Origin of the sequence: Pantoea sp. SoEX (genome assembly GCF_009829945.1) — a bacterium.
Taxonomy (GTDB): Bacteria; Pseudomonadota; Gammaproteobacteria; order Enterobacterales; family Enterobacteriaceae; genus Pantoea_C.
Map to the genome: position 1 here is coordinate 12,282 of NZ_SZZT01000007.1, position 18,063 is coordinate 30,344.

Below are 18,063 nucleotides of genomic sequence, written 5' to 3' on the forward strand. Positions count from 1 at the left end.
AAATACTTATTGAAGTTAATAATATCGTATATAATATTTTTTGGAACTGATAAACTAGTAAAATAATTAAAAATATGGTAATATTATTGTCTAAAAGTTAGTATACTGTTTTTGAGCAATAAATTAATATTTAAATTATTACGAGCTATATTGTTGCTATCATATCTAATAGGGGTTGAAACATATCAAACTTACCCCATATCTTTCTGCATAACACTCTGCATTTTTTTAAGTATGATAGTTAGAGTTCTTCTCGTATGTAAAAGGAAATCTGCCTGTGACAACAATAGTCAGTGTACGACGTAAAGGCAAAGTAGTTATTGGTGGTGATGGACAAGCTACTCTTGGAAATACAATAATGAAGAGTAATGTAAAAAAGGTACGTCGTCTTTACAATGATAAGGTGATAGCTGGATTCGCAGGTAGTACCGCAGATGCTTTTAATTTATTCGAATTATTTGAACGTAAACTAGAAACATATCAAGGTCATCTAGTTAAAGCAGCTGTTGAATTAGCAAAAGATTGGCGTACTGATCGCATATTACGTCGTCTTGAAGCTATGCTAGCAGTAGCTGGTGAATCAGCATCTCTTATTATTAGTGGTAATGGGGATGTAATTCAACCGGAAAATGATTTAATTTCGATTGGTTCTGGAGGCACATTTGCACAAGCTGCAGCACGTGCTCTATTGGAAAATACTGAATTAGATGCACGTAATATAGTTGAAAAAGCACTTAATATAGCTGCTGATATCTGCATCTATACTAATCATAACGTCAATATAGAAGAATTAACGTTTAAGACGTAAAGGATTTTAATTATGTCCGAGATGACTCCTCGTGAAATTGTTACAGAATTAAATCGTTTTATAATAGGTCAGGATAATGCTAAAAGAGCCGTAGCAATTGCGTTACGTAATAGATGGAGACGTATGCAATTAAATGAAGAATTACGTCACGAAGTAACTCCTAAAAATATTCTAATGATTGGACCAACAGGCGTAGGAAAAACTGAAATAGCGAGAAGATTAGCAAAACTAGCTAATGCGCCTTTTATTAAAGTTGAAGCAACGAAATTTACAGAAGTAGGTTATGTAGGCAAAGAAGTGGATTCTATTATTCGTGATTTAACTGATTCAGCTGTTAAGATGGTACGTAGTCAAGCAATAGAAAAAAATAAAAATAGAGCAGAAGAAATGGCAGAAGAACGTATTTTAGATGTACTTGTTCCACCTATGAAAAGTAATTGGAGTCAAGAAACAGAACAAAAACAAAATAAAGAATTTTCTTCTACCAGACAAGTTTTTAGGAAAAAATTACGTGAAGGGCAGTTAGCTGATAAAGAAATTGAAATTGATTTGGCGGTAGCATCTTTAGGTATAGAAATTATGTCTCCTCCTGGTATGGAAGAAATGACAAATCAATTACAATCTATATTTCAAAATTTAGGATTTCAGAAACAAAAGTCTAGAAAACTTAAAATTAAAGATGCAATGAAATTGTTAATAGAAGAAGAAGTAACAAAGTTAGTTAATCCAGAAGAATTAAAACAAAATGCTATCGAGGCTGTTGAACAACATGGTATTGTCTTTATTGATGAAATAGATAAAATTTGCAAATATGGTGGTCAACATGGAGGCCCAGATGTATCTCGTGAAGGTGTGCAAAGAGATCTTTTACCTCTAGTTGAAGGATGTACCATATCTACTAAACATGGTATGGTGAAAACTGATCATATTTTATTTATTGCTTCTGGAGCTTTTCAAATTGCTAGTCCTTCTGATCTTATACCTGAACTTCAAGGAAGGTTACCCATTCGCGTTGAATTAAAGGCTTTAACAGTAGAAGATTTTAAACGAATATTAACTGAACCTAATGCATCTTTAACAATGCAATATAAGGCTTTAATAAGTACAGAAGGAGTAAATATAAAATTTACCATTGATAGTATATGTAAAATTGCAGAAGCTGCTTGGCATGTTAATGAAACTACTGAAAATATTGGTGCTCGTCGGTTACATACTGTTCTTGAAAAACTAATGGAAGATATTTCTTATGATGCTAGTGATCGTCAAGGTGAATCAGTAATAATTGATGCAGAATATGTTGGTAAACATCTAGATCAGCTAATTTCTGATGAAGATCTTAGCCGTTTTATATTATAATATTTTTAAGCCTAGCTATGTTTAGTTGAACTTTAATATGAAAATTTTAATTTTTATATAACTGAATATAAATATTGTGTTTGTACATTAATTAAAAAATATATTATATAATTAAATTTTAATATTTCCTATGCTATTTTAATAAAAATTTTTTAATAACATAGCATTTATGTTATATTATTATATAATATAATTGCGGTGAGATATAGAACAATTATTATCTATATGACTGATGATATTAATTTTAGTAAAAATTGAACGATTATTATCTTAATAAATATTTAGTTATTTTGTATAAAAATAAAACTTAACTTATTAGATAAATAAAAATAATAGGCTGTATTAACTTACATATACATTATTAATAAATAATGACAAAAATTAAAGGTTTCAAATATGTCTGATTGGATTGATGCTAGGGTTCACGAAGTAAAAAATTGGACAGATACTCTCTTTAGTCTTCGTATAAAAGCTCCAATTTGTCCTTTTATAGCTGGTCAATTTACCAAGATAGCATTGGAATTAGAAGGAAAACGTATTCAACGTGCTTATTCTTATGTAAATGCACCAAATGATGAAATACTAGAATTTTACTTAACTACAGTAGCAGATGGTAAATTAAGTCCTTATTTACATATATTAAAACCAGGTCAAAATTTACTTATAACAAAAAATGCTTGTGGATCATTTATACTTTCTTCAATTCCTAAATGTAAAAATTTATGGATGCTTTCAACAGGTACTGCTATTGGACCATATCTTTCTATTTTACAATATGGAAAAAATTTAGATCGTTTCGAAAAAATTGTACTAGTTCATGCAGTAAGATATGCTACAGATTTAAGTTTTTCAAGTTTAATAAAGACTTTACAAAACAAATATATAGGAAAATTATATTTTCAAACTATAATTAGTCGAGAAAAATTACCCGGATCTTTATATGGACGCATACCAGATTTAATTATAAATGGAAAATTAGAAGAAACTGTAAAATTAAAAATTAATTCTGATGGTGGCCATGTCATGCTGTGTGGTAATCCAGGAATGGTACATGAAACACAACAATTATTAAAAAATAGTAGAGGAATGAAAATAAATTTAAAAAACAATCCTGGGCATATAACCAGCGAAAATTATTGGTAATAAGTAATTTCATTATATAGTATAAAATAAAGTTAATTAATTACTTATCAAAATTAAGGTTAAGTTTTTTCATACATGATTTTATTTTTTATAAAAAATAAAATTGTATTGACTATTGAAATATTAAATAATAAAACCATTTAGATTTAATGGAATATATATTATATTGCTAGTTTGGAAAGACTAATGAGAAATACATTAATTATAGGTAATTGGAAGCTATATGGAAATGATTTAATAATACAAAATTTAATCAATGAGCTTAATAAAACGCTAGCTGAGATAAGTAAGTGTTTAGTAGCTATTGCACCTCCTTTATTGTTTATTGACAGAATAAAAAAAAATATAGCTAATAACATTAAGATATGTGCTCAAAACGTTGATATTCATATATCTGGAGCTTTTACAGGCGATATTTCAATAAAAATGTTAAAACAAATAGGTGTGCAGTATGTTATTATTGGTCATTCTGAAAGACGCATATATCATAAAGAAAACAATGATTATATATCAAAAAAGTATGCGTTAGTTAAGTCCTTTAATCTAATACCAGTTTTATGTATTGGTGAAACTGAACTAGAAAATGCACAAGGTAAAACTAGAGAAGTTTGTGAATCTCAAATTAAATGTATACTCGATAATCAAGGAATAGAAGCGTTTAAAAACTCTGTTATTGCTTATGAACCTGTTTGGGCAATTGGTACTGGAAGATCTGCTACCCCTTTACAAGTACAACATATTCATAAATGTATTAGAAATTATCTGGCAGAACAAGATGAAACTATTGCTAAAACTGTAACTATTCAATATGGTGGTTCTGTTAATGAAAAAAATGCTTTTGAAATGATCAATCAACCAGATATTGATGGATTATTAATTGGTAAATCTTCTTTAAATGCTACAATTTTTACAAAGATAGTTAGAATAGCAGAAATGAAAAGAACTTAACATAACAAATCTAATAATTAATTATTTGTTTTAGATTTGTTTGTTAATAAAGTTGTTTAGCCATATTTAGCCATTCAAGCTTAAATGAGCGCTTCATATGTTTAATCGTATCTTTAATATCATGGTGAACCATATTTTCATTTTGTATACCTATACAATGACCTCCATATCCTTGAATTAATAATTGAATAGAATAGTTACCCATTCTAGAAGCTAAAATACGGTCATATGCACAAGGTGATCCTCCTCTTTGAATATGACCTAGTACTGTTGTGCGAGTTTCTCTTTTGGTTTTTGTTTCAATAAATAATGCTAAATCGTCTAAATTACAAATACGCTCAGTAATGGCAACTATTGCATGTTTTTTTCCTTTAGCCATACCCATATTAATTTCTTCTACTAATTCTTCACGATTATACGTTATTTCAGGTAAAACGATAAATTCACAACCACCTGCAATCGCAGCAGCTAATGTTAAATCCCCACAATAATGTCCCATAACTTCAACTATAGAAATACGTTGATGTGAAGATGAAGTATCACGTAAACGATCTATTGCTTTAACTATAGTTTCAAGTGCAGTAAAATATCCTATAGTATAGTCAGTCCCAGCTATATCATTGTCAATAGTTCCTGGTAAAGTAATGCAAGGAAAACCCATCTCTGTGATTTTTATAGCGCCTTTATAAGAACCATTTCCTCCTATAATTACTAATGCATCAATAGCAGATTTTTTAATATTTTCAATAGCTACTTTTCTAACTTTTTCATCAATGAAGTTTGGAAATCTTGCAGAACCAAGGAAAGTACCACCTCGATTTATTACATCTGATACACTATAACGATCAAGATTAATCATTCTATTTTCATATAAACCTAAATAACCATCTTGAATTCCACAAACTTCCAATTTTTCACTTAACGCAGAACGAACAACACTACGAATAGCTGCATTCATTCCTGGTGCATCTCCTCCACTTGTTAATACTCCTATTTTTTTTATCATTATAATATATCTCCTTATTGATTACTTAATAATAATTCATTATTTTTTTAATAAATTTATTAAAATCTAACATTTTAACTTTATAATTTACTTATTAATTGTTATATATATTTTATTTTTTAATATTTATAGAAGAACTAGGATCTTGATGAATAATTATATCCGAACCTGGAAATTCCATAAGTAATGCTGTTTTAATTCTATCTGCTACATCATGTGCTTGCAAAAGTGGTAAATTATCTTCTAATTCTAAATGAAATTGAATAAATCTAGTGGATCCAGATTGACGAGTGCGTAAGTCATGAATACCTTGTATATTAGGCCACTTAGCTAAAATATCAGATATTTTTTTTCGTTCTTGTTCCGGTAATACATGATCTAATAGTATCTGAATTGCATTATATCCTATTTTTAATGCACTACAAAGAATAAACAATCCAATTGATAAAGCAAATAATGCATCTGCATGTATGAAATTATAACTGCTCAAAATAAGAGAAATGATAATAGCTCCATACATAATAACATCTGCTTGATAATGTAACATATCAGCACGAATTGCTTGACTACCAGTTTTGCCTACTACCCATTTTTGAAAACATACTAAAATTAAAGTAGAAATTAGTGAAATAATAGTTACAATTATTCCTATGCCAGGCGAATGAACTATAGTAGGATAAATTAGATACTTAATTCCAGTGAGGAAAAGTAAAACAGATGATCCTGAAATAAACATACTTTGAGCAAGTACTGCTAACGATTCAGCTTTACCATGACCAAACATGTGTTCAGAATCTGCTGGTTGTAATGAGTAACGAACGATTAATAAATTAATAAAAGAAGCAGTAATGTCCACGATTGATTCAATTAAAGCAGCAAGTAAACTTACTGATTCTGTATACCACCAAGAAACAATTTTAACAATTAATAATACAAAAGAAAAAATAGTAGTAACTAATACAGCTAGTTTTACTAATCGGCAGTAAGATTTTTGCAATGCTAAATTCCTTGTTTTATATCAAATAAGATATTACAATATTTTTATTCCATATATCTGACTATGTTTTATAATATTATTTATTGCATTTTAATAAAATATTTTTATATTAAATTACAATTTTTATTTATTAATTATGATATTTAATATTCTTGAAATTATAATTATTATTAACATATAATGATAGAACAAAAATAATTTTATTATAAACAATAACAATACAGAATATTTTATTAATAATAAATTTAAGTAAGGTTTTAAATAATTAATAATATTTGATAAATAATTATTAATTAACTTACTTATATGCCATCACCAAGTTGAAATCCTAAGCTATTAAAATATTGATCCATATCCATTGATGGTTTGTCACTACTTGGTTTTCCAACAATGCGTGCTGGAATTCCAGCAGCAGTAGTATTTGGAGGAACATTTTTTAATACTACAGAACCAGCTCCTATTTTAGCACCTTTTCCGATTTCAATATTTCCAAGAACTTTAGCACCTGCACCAATCATTACACCTTCACGTATTTTTGGATGACGATCACCGATTACTTTACCAGTACCTCCTAATGTAACTGATTGTAGAATTGAAACATCGTTTTCAATTACTGCTGTTTCACCTATAACAATTCCTGTAGCATGATCAAGCATAATACCTTGACCAATTTTTGCAGCAGGATGAATATCAACACCAAATACAGCTGAAATTTCATTTTGTAAATAAATTGCCAGTGCATATCTACCTTGATTCCACAACCAATGACTAATACGATAGCACTGTAAAGCTTGAAATCCTTTGAGATAAAGTAATGGTATAGAATATTTGTTTATTGCTGGATCACGTTGAATAATAGCTTGTATGTCATAAACAGAAGCATTAATAATAGATATTTCATTGGTATAAGCTTCTTCTAATATTTCACGAATATTAATAGCAGGCATAAAAGAACTTGCAATTTTATTTGCCAAAATATAACTTTGCGCCTTACTTAAGGTTTCATGTTTAAGTAAAGTTGTGTGATAAAAGCTAGCTAACATTGGTTCTGAACGAGATATAATACGAGCTTCTGTTTTAATGTTATTCCAAACTAGTTTTAGTTTATCAGAAAACATCTACTTTATTTCCTGTAAATATTTTATAATTTTTATTAGTTGTTATTTGGATAAAATAATACAAATAAAAAATAACTATACAAGTAGATAATTCAATACTTATCATGAAAAATTTAGAATAATTAAGTAAATATTATTAAATACAATTAATTTTAATATTATTTTGAATTTAATCAATAATACAATTGTTGATGATTCATTAAATATCTTAAAATATATTATAAAAATTAAAAATATTAGATCTAATATTTTTAATTTTAGATAATTTGATAAATTATTTATAATAATATCATTAAATATTAATTGTGATAATTATAAGATAAAAATATCATAATTTTTATTTTTTTTGACATTGTTCATTAAAAATTTTATCAAAGTTAATAGGTGCTAAATTTATTTGAGGAAAAGAACCTCTTATAATTAAATTATTGATACATTCACTTGCATAAGGAAATAAAATATTTGGACAATATGTTGATAAGAAATGTTCTAAATATAACTTGTTGATGCTATATATGTTAAATATCCCTGCTTGTTTTACTTCACATAGAAAAGCGATTTCTTCGTTAAGATAAGAAGTTACAGTTAAACTCAGTACTACCTCAAAAATCTTGATAGATAATTGACTGTGTTTAGTATGTATGTTTAATGTTAAATTTGAATCCCAATCTTTATTAAACACTTGTGGAGTATTAGGAGTTTCAAATGAAATATCTTTTACATATATACGTTGAATCTGAAATTTTATTTCGTTAACATTATAATTTAGCATATATTAATAACCTACTAAATAAATTAAAAATTATAGCTTAACAGAAATATTAATATTTTTCTAATTTTAAGTTTTGATGTATTACCAATAACTAACTACGTAATTACCGTTAATAAATATTTTAGATAAAATTTTTATTTACTTTAATAATGTTATTTTGTTGTTATATGCATAAAAAAATATTTAAAATATATTATTTATTATTAGTTAAATAAATTATTATCTTTGATAAATTAATAGTATATTATTATTCTATATATCTTTATTATTAATAATATATTATAATGTTAGCAGTGCTAATTGTTCATATTTTTAATTTTAAATTATTAAAAATATTATTGTATAATGATACTAATAGTAAGAAAATATTCAAGCAGACAATCATATCTAAATAATATTTATCTTCTACCGTATTTTAAATTAAATATTTTAATTAGTAGTGTTTTATTCAATTTAATATTATTAAACATTCATTTTTCCTAATTAATATACTACTATTCTTGTTTATTTAACTAGTAACATACTATATTATTGATTTTTAAATAATTAAATTTAAATATCATGAATATAATAAAAATATTGTAAAGTACTAAATTAAAATAAACTATTTACTAATTATCATTAAATTCATTATTATAAAATATAATTATATTCATTATGATTTTGTTTTTATAAGAACTATTTTAAATAAACATTTATATTTCTGATATTTTTTCCAATTATTTAATAATAAATTACTCATATTGATCTCTCATCATATTTACTAATCAAAATAAATTTTTAGAACTTTTATTGGAGTATTGTATGAAAACCACTCAAATAAGTATATTAAATAATATTAATAAAATAACTAAAAAAGGGTGGAATAAAACTGATACTATTTGGTTATTAGGATTATATGGTACAGCAATTGGTGCAGGAATATTATTTTTACCTATAAATGCAGGTATTGGCGGTTTAATTCCATTAATTGTTATGACTGTTATTGCTTTTCCTCTAACTTTTTTTTCTCATCAAGCTTTAACAAGATTTGTTTTATCAGGAAAAAATCCTTCTGGAAATATTACAGAAGTAGTGCAAGAACATTTTGGTATTATCGCAGGAAATATTATAACTTTATTATATTTTTTTGCAATATACCCTACCTTATTGATGTATAGTGTTGCTATGACAAATACATTAAATAGTTTTATAATAAATCAATTAAAGTTAATTCCACCTCCTCGTGCTATATTATCACTATTTTTAGTTATTATTATGATGATTATTGTTCTATTTGGTGAAAAAATAATATTAAAAGTAATGAGTATATTAGTATATCCTTTTATTATAGCTTTAATTTTGATAGCATTTTATTTAATACCACATTGGCAAGGAGCTATAATAGAAACATTAAATATTAGTAAATCAAGTAATAATATATGGATTACATTGTGGTTAGCTATTCCAGTAATGGTATTTTCTTTTAATCATTCGCCGATTATATCATCTTTTGCATTAGTAAAACGTATAGAATATGGTAAATATGCGGAAATAAAGTGTTCACGTATACTTGCTTATTCTAATTTATTAATGGTTATAACTGTGATGTTTTTTGTTTTTAGTTGTGTACTAAGTCTTTCTCCTGAAGATTTATATATTGCCAAAAAACAAAATATTACTATATTGTCTTACCTAGCAAATCACTTTAATGTACCAGTAATAGATTGGTTAGGACCACCGCTTGCCATTGTAGCTATTACTAAATCATTTCTTGGTCATTATTTAGGCGCTAAAGAAGGATTAAACGGTATTATAAGTAAAGTGTTAAATCATTTAGGTAAACGTATATTACCTGAACAGTTAAATTTTATTACTTCTTTATTTATTTTAGTAACTGCTTGGCTTGTTGCTACATTAAATCCTAATATTTTAAAAATGATAGAAACATTAGGAGGTCCTATTATTTCAATGATTTTATTTTTAATGCCAATGTATGCAATTAGAAAAATTGCTATTATGAATAAATATTGCAATAATATTAGTGATTTATTTGTTATAATAATTGGATTAACTGCAATATCTGCAATTTTCTACTCATTTTTTTATTAATTATAATTGTTGTATTAAAAAATTTAATTATCTTAATAAAAATTTAAATTAATAAACATAATCAATTAATTAAAATTAAATATTGTTTTTTAAATATATTAGTATAATTAAGATTTAGTATTAAATAACAATTATATTAATTTTATAAAAAATTATAAACAATAACATTTCAAGTAACATATTAATCAATTTAGTTATATATTTATATATTAAAATTATACATATTTAAGATTAATTATTGAATTTTATTAATGTAATATTTGATATAATAAACAATTTGATTTTATCATCGATTAATGAATCATAATAATTAATAATAAATTTTTAATTTAAGTTAATTATATTTATAATCAATTTATGGTATAATAGTAGCTGTTAATAAAATAATTATATATTAAATTAATATTGATATTTTATTTGAATTAAATACTATTTTGTGTAATAGTAAAATTAAATTCATAAAAATTATTATTTTATTTATCGTATAAATTATAAAAGGAGGCAATTCATCACAATGTGTTATCTAAATCAAATTATTAGTACTTATTAGAAGTATGAATAAATTTAAGTTATATGATGTTTTTTATAATTACTGTACCTATATATCAATACAGTAGTAGTTTTATTTTCTTTATGTAAAGGTAATATTAGATGTCTAAGATTAAAGGTAATGTTAAATGGTTTAATGAATCAAAAGGATTCGGTTTCATTACTCCTGAAGATGGTAGCAAAGATGTGTTTGTACATTTCTCTGCTATTCAGAGCAATGGATTCAAAACTCTAGCAGAAGGCCAGAGAGTTGAATTTGAGATTACTGATGGCGCGAAAGGTCCATCTGCTGCTAACGTTATCAGTTTGTAAGTTAACAGTAAGAACCAACACCCGCATATATTCAGCGGGTATTGGTTCGGTCACTACTGTTAATATAAAAACAGATAAATATATTGTATACACTATTTAATAATACAAATTGTTTAATATAACAATAGTTATACTTTGTAATTTACAACAAAAGCGTAATTTTTGAATCTTATAAGTTATTTGTATATGTTTTCAATATGATTATTATAATTCAATTTTAAAATTATTTTAATCATATTACCTTATAAAGAAAATGAATTTGTTAAAAAACTTAATTAAGATATAAATAGGCTGCTTTATTAATGACTATTTGTTCTGTTGTAATAATACGTCAGTTAAATTTATGTGACTGGCAGTCTGTGTCAGATGCTATGCATAAATATACAAAACAACGTAATAATGAAAGCCAAGATGAAGTTTGGTTAGTAGAGCACAATCCTATCTTTACTCAAGGCAGATTAGGCATAAAAGAACATATTTTAGAACCTAATAAAATCCAGGTTGTTCATACTGATAGAGGAGGCCAGATAACTTATCATGGCCCAGGACAACAAATAATGTATGTGTTGATTGATTTAAAACGACATAAAATAAGTGTTCATAAATTAGTTAGTATTTTAGAGGAAACAACAATTAAAACTTTAAGTCATTTTCAAATCATTTCTCATAATAAACCTAATGCCCCTGGAATATATGTAAAAGATAAGAAAATTTGCTCTTTAGGATTAAGAATAAGTAAAGGTTGTTCACTTCACGGATTAGCTTTAAATGTAACAATAAACTTAAAACCATTTTTAAGTATTAACCCTTGTGGTATTCCTAATATGAAAATGACAAAAATGCAGCATTATAATCCAAATATTGATATCAGAACAGTTAGAATTGCACTAGTTTCAGAATTCGTTAAATTAATGAATTACAGTCATATTTTATGGAAATAACAATATAAATATAAAATAAAAAGCTATTTTGATACATTAAACAACAAAGTCTACTATTTAATAATAAATTCTAAAAATATTATATAGTTGCAATAAATCAATGATAATGAAAATTATACCAATAAAAAATATAAAAATAAAAAATCAGGGAAAGTTACCTAAACCAGAATGGATTAAAATTAAATTACCTATAAGTTCTATTAGAATTAATCGTATCAAATCAATTATGCGTGAAAACAATATCAATTCAGTTTGTGAGGAAGCTTCTTGTCCAAATATAGTTGAGTGTTTTAATAACAATACAGCAACATTTATGATACTTGGTATTATCTGTACCAGAAGATGTCCATTCTGTGATGTTAAACATGCGAGTACTGCTTTAATACCGCCAGATCACCAAGAACCTGAAAGGTTAGCAACTACTATACATGATATTGGATTAAATTATGTAGTAATTACTTCTGTAAATCGCGATGATTTAATTGATGGTGGGGCAGAACATTTTGTTAATTGTATTAGAGCTATACGTAAAAAAAATATAAATATAAAAATAGAAATATTGGTTCCAGACTTTCGTAGATGCTTTAATGATGCTTTAAATTTTATAACTACAGAACCACCTGATGTATTTGGTCATAATATAGAAAACGTACCTAGAATATACCGAATAATACGTCCTGGAGCTAATTATAAAAAATCATTACAATTATTAGAAATATTTAAAAAATATTGTCCAAATATTCCAACTAAATCAGGATTGATGTTGGGCTTAGGTGAAAATAATCAAGAAATTATTAAAGTTATGCAAGATCTACGTAATCATGGTGTAACCATGCTAACTTTAGGACAATATTTACAGCCCAGTAGTAATCACTTTCCAGTACAACGATATGTATCTAAAGAGGAATTTGATGAAATAAAACAAGAAGCTTTATCTATGGGTTTTGTATATGCTGCTTGTGGCCCATTCGTTAGATCTTCTTATAGAGCTGAAATGCAAGAAAAAGGAATATCTGTTTTTTAAACAATAAAGAACAAAATAACTCAGTAAATTACAGTAAATAGAAACTATAATATTCAATATCTGAAGTTTATGTTTTCCTATGTGTATCTATAGACATCATAATTCCGAAACCAGCAAGTAAAACAATAAGTGATGATCCTCCATAGCTTACCATTGGCAGTGGCACTCCGACAACAGGTAAAACTCCACTCACCATACTAACATTAATAATTACATAAATAAATAGAATTAACATAAAAGTACTTATAATTATACACCCAAACGAATTTGGAGCTCTTAGAGCTAACATTAAACCTCTTATAATTAATACGAGATATAATAAAAATAATATTCCTATTCCCATTAAACCAAGTTCTTCAGCTAAAACAGCAAAAATAAAATCAGTATGTCGCTCTGGTAAAAAATTGAGCTGTGATTGAGTACCTTCTAGTAAACCTTTTCCATACATACCGCCTGAACCAATTGCAATTTTTGATTGCATAATATGATAACCTGCTCCTAAAGGATCACTATTAGGATTAAATAACATCATTATACGTTCTTTCTGGTAATCTTGCATTAAACATAACCAAATAATAGGACTAAGCAAGATTATTAATAACAGTGATATAAAAATAAATTTCCAATCTATTCCTGAAATGAATAGTACAATCAATCCTGATATAGCAACTAAAATAGATGTTCCAAGATCAGGTTGTATTGCTATTAGTATAGTTGGTATTAATATGAAAATTAATGCAACAAATATTTTTTGGAAGTTTAATTTATGAAAGTCACTATGAATAAATCTTGTAACAGTTAAAGGTACTGCTATTTTAGCAATTTCAGATGGTTGAAAACGTAATATTCCTAAATCTAACCAACGTTGTGATCCTTTGCTAACTTGTCCATAAATATCAACTATAACTAATAATATTACACATATAAGATAGAGGTAGTATGCTGAAATTTCATAAATTTTAGGTGGTAATTGAGCTAGTATTATCATGGTTATTAAACCAATAATAACCTGACTAAGTTTTCTTTCTATAGTGTATATATCTTGACCACTGGCGCTCCAAACAATTATAGAACCATAAATTAATAAGATAATAATTGTAAACATAAAAAATGGATCAATATGAAAACGTGCCCATAGTGATTTTTTTTTAATTTTTTCATTTGATATTCTGATTGACATATTTATAATTCCAATAAAATATTATGAATAATAAGCAATCATTTTTTTTTCTGATTTAAAATGAAAAAATCTAATATCTGACGCATAATCACCCCTATTTTGTGCTTACTACTATTTTCCATAATAATTGTTACTGCTATAATTGGTTGATTATAAGGGGCAAAAGCATTCATTAATTTATGATCACGTAAACTCTCATTAAGTTTATATGAATTATAAGTCTCACTTTCTTTTAGGCTAAAGACCTGAGCAGTACCAGATTTTGCTGCTATTTTATAGGGAGCATCTGAAAAACTTTGATATCCAGTTCCATTTTTACGATTAGCAACTCCATACATTCCATCTTTTACTATATTCCAATAATTTAGATTAGATTTAATTGTATTTTTTGAAAATGGTTCATTAAAGAATATTTTTGAATTTTTGCTACCAACATAATGTAAAATATGCGGTATCTTAATTACCCCATTATTGATTAGAATGTTTAATGCTTTATTCATTTGCAAAGGAGTTGCTGTCCAATAACCTTGACCAATACCAATTGGTATTGTATCACCTTGATACCATGGTTTTTTAAAATTAGCTATTTTCCAATCGCGTGTTGGAATATTTCCTTTGCTTTCTTGTGGTAAATCTACACCAGTGTTTTGTCCATAACCAAACTTCATCATCCATTCAGAAATATAATCAATTCCCATGTTATAAGCAAGTTGATAAAAAAAAGTATCAGAAGATTCTTCGATAGATTTTGTTACATTAAGATAACCATGACCCTTTTTTTTCCAATCACGATAACATTTTTTGGAACCAGGCATTTTCCACCAACCTGGATCAAATATGTTAGTCTTTTTACTGATGACACCTGCTTCCAGAGCAGTAAGTGCAATATAAGGTTTTACAGTAGATGCTGGAGGGTAAACAGCCTGAATAGTTCTATTATATAAAGGAAGATCTTTATCATCTAATAAAAATTTATAATCTTTATTAGATATACCATGGACAAATAAATTTGCATCATAACTTGGAGCAGAAACCATAGCTAAAATTTCACCATTTTTTGGATTACTGGCCACTACAGCCAGTCTACCTTTATTAGCAGTAATTTTCTCAATATATTGCTGTAATTTTAAATCTATAGTAAGATAAATATTACTACCAGATACTGGTAGTGTTTTATTTATCTCCCTTATTTCTTTACCACCACTATTAATTTCAATTTCTTTATATCCAATCTTACCATGTAATATATCTTCGTAATAAGATTCTATACCTAATTTTCCAATATTTTTAGTAACTATATAATCAGATGTTTTTTTTATTTTATTGAGATATGATATATCTTGATCATTTATTTTTGAAGTATAACCAATTACATGAGTTAGTGTTTTGCCAAAAGGATAATAACGGATTTGAGATTTTCTTATGTTTATTTCTGGAAAAAGATATCGGTTATTACAAAAATATGAAAGTTCTGGTTCATTTAATTCATGGTTGATAATTATGTCATTTAAATAAGTATTTATATTACCGTTTTTTTTAATAATTTCAATGTCATTATTTGTTATATTAAAGATTTTATGTAGATTTAAAATAGTTTTACTTGAAATTTTAATATTTTTAGATGTCAATTCTAACTGATATAAATTACGGTTAATTGCTAAAGGTATACCGTTTCGATCATATATATTTCCTCTTTTTGGTGCAATTGGAATTAACCTAATATGATTCTTTATTGATCTTAATTGATATTCTGAAAAATGTACTACCTGTAAATAATATATATTTACCAATATCACAAACAGAATTGCTAGAATAAAAGAAAAAGCAATTAATATCCTATGCTTGGAAATTTTTTTTCCATTATGGTCGTTATGAAAACTGTAGTTCTTAAATATCATTATTATATTATAGTTGATTTATGTATATCTGTTAATTTTTAATAATATAAAATAAAATACTTTTAATTAACTCTATTATTTAATAATAGATAATGACAAAAAATTCTCAAAAAGAATTTTTTGTCATTAATGCAAATGAAATTATTATGCAGTGAATTTAATTTTCATATAATCCGTATTTAAAAATATATTCAATAACAGTTTTAGGAAGTAAATAATCACATTTTTTCTTTTGACTAATAAGCAATTTTATTTTACTAGAAGAAATATTGAAAAAAGGAGTATCGGCTAACCAAATATATCCTGATGGTTTTAAGTATAATTTCTGTACATCGTTAATAATATATTTATTTAATGCAGGAGATATTAATTTAACTTTTTTGTTTAACAAAAATTCATGACGATTACATACTAATATATGACATACAGAAAGTAAATCTTGCCAACGATACCATTTTGTTAAATTTAATAAAGAATCTGAACCAATAATAAAAGCTAATGATTTTGTAGCACCAAGTTCTATTCGTAAATTTTCCATTGTACAAACAGTCCAAGATGGCGTTTTATGCTTTAATTCACGTGTATCTATTTTAAATAATGGTTCTTTTTCTACAGCAAATTTTAGCATATCTAATCGTTGTTTTGCATTAGCTTCAGGTTGTAAACGATGTGGTGGTATATTATTAGGCACTATAGTTACCTTGTCTAAACCAATTTGATTAGCTAGTATTTTTACTGGTAGTAAGTGACCAAAATGGACAGGATCAAAAGTTCCACCAAATACTGCATATAATTCATAATTCATAGGAAAAATTGATTAAAAAATCATTATTACACATTAGTAAAGAAGATAATTCTAACTGCAACCAAATTCCCTTACTAGATTTTGTTTTAATATCTAATTCCACTTTAATCAGAAAAATACCTATTATTTTTAATCTAATAAGATCTAATCTTTGCAATGCGCAATTAAATAAATAACGTCTTGTAGACCATATACTATAATTTTCCATAATAACATTAAGAGATTTTTGTTTTTTATAAAAAAATAATTTTATTAATAACATAACATCATATTGCAAACTTTTTAATAAAATTATTGGTTCTACATCATTTCTTTCTAAATGATTTAAAATATATATTGCCTTAGTAATATTTCCTTCTAATAAAGCGTTCACCCAATTAATAGGAACAAAAATTTGTGATTTACTAATTGATTTTTTAATTCTAGATTCAGTTACTTTACCATCTGGCCATTGTAATTGTAAAGTTTTTAAAGATTGAACTAATGCTGATAAATTTCCTTCATAGTATTGACAAAGCAATTTTATGGCATCGTTATCTACTAACAAATGCATATTTTTTGCTTGATTTATTATCCATGTTGTTATTTGGTATGTTTGTAATTTCCAGCATGAGACAACAATACTAAACTTAAAAAAATTTTTAAACCATACAGTTCTTTCTTCATTTTTATTTAATTTTGTCATGCGACAAACAAGCAAAATATCAGAATGTAACAATTTATTTAGAATATTAAGTTGTTTTATAGTTGAAGCATCAACAGTTTTTTCCGTAAATTGCAAATTAATAACTTTTTTAGTATTAAATAAACCAATAGAACTAAAAATAGAAAATATATAAAACCAATTAGTATTACTATCTATTACGAAATTAAAAAATTCTTTAAAATCATTATTTTTTGCTACCATATTAATTAGATCAGCACTTTCATTTATTAATGTAGATTCATTTCCTACTATGGCATAAACATTACCTAATTTATTATGAATGTGTCTCCCAAGCTCTTCCTGATTTATCCTAATCATATTAATGCAATAATTTTATTGAAGGATTATTTATAACTGTAGCTTTATGAACTATAGGATTCGTAGCTTTATGAACTATAGGATTCGTAGC

The 18,063-nt window shown here is 26.0% G+C and carries 16 protein-coding genes; 8 read left to right on the top strand and 8 right to left on the bottom strand.

All coding sequences use genetic code 11. The features are described 5' to 3' along the window. Positions 1-277 precede the first annotated feature (277 nt). From hslV to tpiA, 4 genes are all read left to right on the top strand, one after another. Entirely contained in the window at positions 278-808 is a 531-nt protein-coding gene (gene hslV / locus FD726_RS03510) for an ATP-dependent protease subunit HslV (protein ID WP_159990212.1), read from the top strand. Between the two features lie 12 nt (positions 809-820). After that, entirely contained in the window at positions 821-2,164 is a 1,344-nt protein-coding gene (hslU, locus tag FD726_RS03515; protein WP_159990213.1) for an HslU--HslV peptidase ATPase subunit, read from the top strand. Positions 2,165-2,560: 396 nt separating this feature from the next. Continuing rightward, positions 2,561-3,307, top strand: coding sequence for a ferredoxin--NADP(+) reductase (gene fpr / locus FD726_RS03520; RefSeq protein ID WP_159990214.1), 747 nt, complete (start codon positions 2,561-2,563; stop codon positions 3,305-3,307). Between the two features lie 186 nt (positions 3,308-3,493). Next, a complete protein-coding gene (gene tpiA, locus FD726_RS03525) occupies positions 3,494-4,255 on the top strand; it encodes a triose-phosphate isomerase (RefSeq protein ID WP_159990215.1) in 762 nt (253 codons plus the stop codon). A gap of 43 nt (positions 4,256-4,298) precedes the next feature. On the opposite strand, the gene pfkA is transcribed toward tpiA, so the two are convergent. The 4 genes from pfkA to secB all read right to left on the bottom strand — a co-directional run bounded on the left by pfkA (position 4,299) and on the right by secB (position 8,148). After that, positions 4,299-5,261 carry a 6-phosphofructokinase gene (gene pfkA, locus FD726_RS03530; RefSeq protein WP_159990216.1) on the bottom strand — a complete coding sequence of 321 codons (963 nt, stop codon included), beginning with the start codon at positions 5,259-5,261 and terminating at the stop codon, positions 4,299-4,301. 112 nt (positions 5,262-5,373) lie between these two features. Beyond that, complete coding sequence (fieF, locus tag FD726_RS03535; protein WP_159990217.1) at positions 5,374-6,258, bottom strand: CDF family cation-efflux transporter FieF; 885 nt, start codon at positions 6,256-6,258, stop codon at positions 5,374-5,376. A 302-nt stretch (positions 6,259-6,560) separates the two neighbouring features. Next, on the bottom strand, positions 6,561-7,376 hold the full coding sequence (gene cysE / locus FD726_RS03540; protein ID WP_159990218.1) for a serine O-acetyltransferase: 816 nt from the start codon (positions 7,374-7,376) through the stop codon (positions 6,561-6,563). Between the two features lie 337 nt (positions 7,377-7,713). Further along, positions 7,714-8,148 carry a protein-export chaperone SecB gene (secB, locus tag FD726_RS03545; RefSeq protein ID WP_159990219.1) on the bottom strand — a complete coding sequence of 145 codons (435 nt, stop codon included), beginning with the start codon at positions 8,146-8,148 and terminating at the stop codon, positions 7,714-7,716. Positions 8,149-8,952: 804 nt separating this feature from the next. Here secB and FD726_RS03550 point away from each other — a divergent pair. The 4 genes from FD726_RS03550 (at position 8,953) to lipA (ending at position 13,065) form a co-directional block, all read left to right on the top strand. Further along, positions 8,953-10,239: a serine/threonine transporter gene (locus FD726_RS03550; protein ID WP_159990220.1), complete on the top strand. Its 1,287-nt coding sequence runs from the start codon at positions 8,953-8,955 to the stop codon at positions 10,237-10,239. 651 nt (positions 10,240-10,890) lie between these two features. Beyond that, positions 10,891-11,100, top strand: coding sequence for a transcription antiterminator/RNA stability regulator CspE (gene cspE / locus FD726_RS03555; protein ID WP_006118399.1), 210 nt, complete (start codon positions 10,891-10,893; stop codon positions 11,098-11,100). 302 nt (positions 11,101-11,402) lie between these two features. Next, complete coding sequence (lipB, locus tag FD726_RS03560) at positions 11,403-12,041, top strand: lipoyl(octanoyl) transferase LipB (protein WP_159990221.1); 639 nt, start codon at positions 11,403-11,405, stop codon at positions 12,039-12,041. 100 nt (positions 12,042-12,141) lie between these two features. Beyond that, positions 12,142-13,065 (top strand): lipoyl synthase, encoded by a 924-nt coding sequence (gene lipA, locus FD726_RS03565; protein WP_159990222.1) that lies wholly within the window; start codon positions 12,142-12,144, stop codon positions 13,063-13,065. A 67-nt stretch (positions 13,066-13,132) separates the two neighbouring features. Here the strand turns inward: lipA and rodA are convergent, their stop codons facing one another. The 4 genes from rodA to holA form a co-directional block, all read right to left on the bottom strand. Continuing rightward, complete coding sequence (rodA, locus tag FD726_RS03570; protein WP_159990223.1) at positions 13,133-14,245, bottom strand: rod shape-determining protein RodA; 1,113 nt, start codon at positions 14,243-14,245, stop codon at positions 13,133-13,135. A gap of 38 nt (positions 14,246-14,283) precedes the next feature. Continuing rightward, a complete protein-coding gene (mrdA, locus tag FD726_RS03575) occupies positions 14,284-16,143 on the bottom strand; it encodes a penicillin-binding protein 2 (RefSeq protein WP_159990224.1) in 1,860 nt (619 codons plus the stop codon). Between the two features lie 157 nt (positions 16,144-16,300). Next, positions 16,301-16,948, bottom strand: a complete 648-nt coding sequence (gene nadD / locus FD726_RS03580) for a nicotinate-nucleotide adenylyltransferase (RefSeq protein ID WP_159990225.1) — start codon at positions 16,946-16,948, stop codon at positions 16,301-16,303. Further along, complete coding sequence (gene holA / locus FD726_RS03585) at positions 16,938-17,972, bottom strand: DNA polymerase III subunit delta (RefSeq protein ID WP_159990226.1); 1,035 nt, start codon at positions 17,970-17,972, stop codon at positions 16,938-16,940. The genes nadD and holA overlap by 11 nt, the downstream gene beginning before the upstream one ends. Positions 17,973-18,063 lie beyond the last annotated feature (91 nt).

Excerpts from the sequence above, each read along its gene's own strand:
- hslU (WP_159990213.1), top strand. The coding sequence starts at position 821 with ATGTCCGAGATGACTCCTCGTGAAATTGTTACAGAATTAAATCGTTTT.
- mrdA (WP_159990224.1), bottom strand. The coding sequence starts at position 16,143 with ATGATATTTAAGAACTACAGTTTTCATAACGACCATAATGGAAAAAAA.
- lipA (WP_159990222.1), top strand. The coding sequence starts at position 12,142 with ATGATAATGAAAATTATACCAATAAAAAATATAAAAATAAAAAATCAG.
- holA (WP_159990226.1), bottom strand. The coding sequence starts at position 17,972 with ATGATTAGGATAAATCAGGAAGAGCTTGGGAGACACATTCATAATAAA.
- pfkA (WP_159990216.1), bottom strand. The coding sequence starts at position 5,261 with ATGATAAAAAAAATAGGAGTATTAACAAGTGGAGGAGATGCACCAGGA.
- cspE (WP_006118399.1), top strand. The coding sequence starts at position 10,891 with ATGTCTAAGATTAAAGGTAATGTTAAATGGTTTAATGAATCAAAAGGA.
- rodA (WP_159990223.1), bottom strand. The coding sequence starts at position 14,245 with ATGTCAATCAGAATATCAAATGAAAAAATTAAAAAAAAATCACTATGG.
- secB (WP_159990219.1), bottom strand. The coding sequence starts at position 8,148 with ATGCTAAATTATAATGTTAACGAAATAAAATTTCAGATTCAACGTATA.
- nadD (WP_159990225.1), bottom strand. The coding sequence starts at position 16,948 with ATGAATTATGAATTATATGCAGTATTTGGTGGAACTTTTGATCCTGTC.
- lipB (WP_159990221.1), top strand. The coding sequence starts at position 11,403 with ATGACTATTTGTTCTGTTGTAATAATACGTCAGTTAAATTTATGTGAC.
- cysE (WP_159990218.1), bottom strand. The coding sequence starts at position 7,376 with ATGTTTTCTGATAAACTAAAACTAGTTTGGAATAACATTAAAACAGAA.
- FD726_RS03550 (WP_159990220.1), top strand. The coding sequence starts at position 8,953 with ATGAAAACCACTCAAATAAGTATATTAAATAATATTAATAAAATAACT.
- tpiA (WP_159990215.1), top strand. The coding sequence starts at position 3,494 with ATGAGAAATACATTAATTATAGGTAATTGGAAGCTATATGGAAATGAT.
- fpr (WP_159990214.1), top strand. The coding sequence starts at position 2,561 with ATGTCTGATTGGATTGATGCTAGGGTTCACGAAGTAAAAAATTGGACA.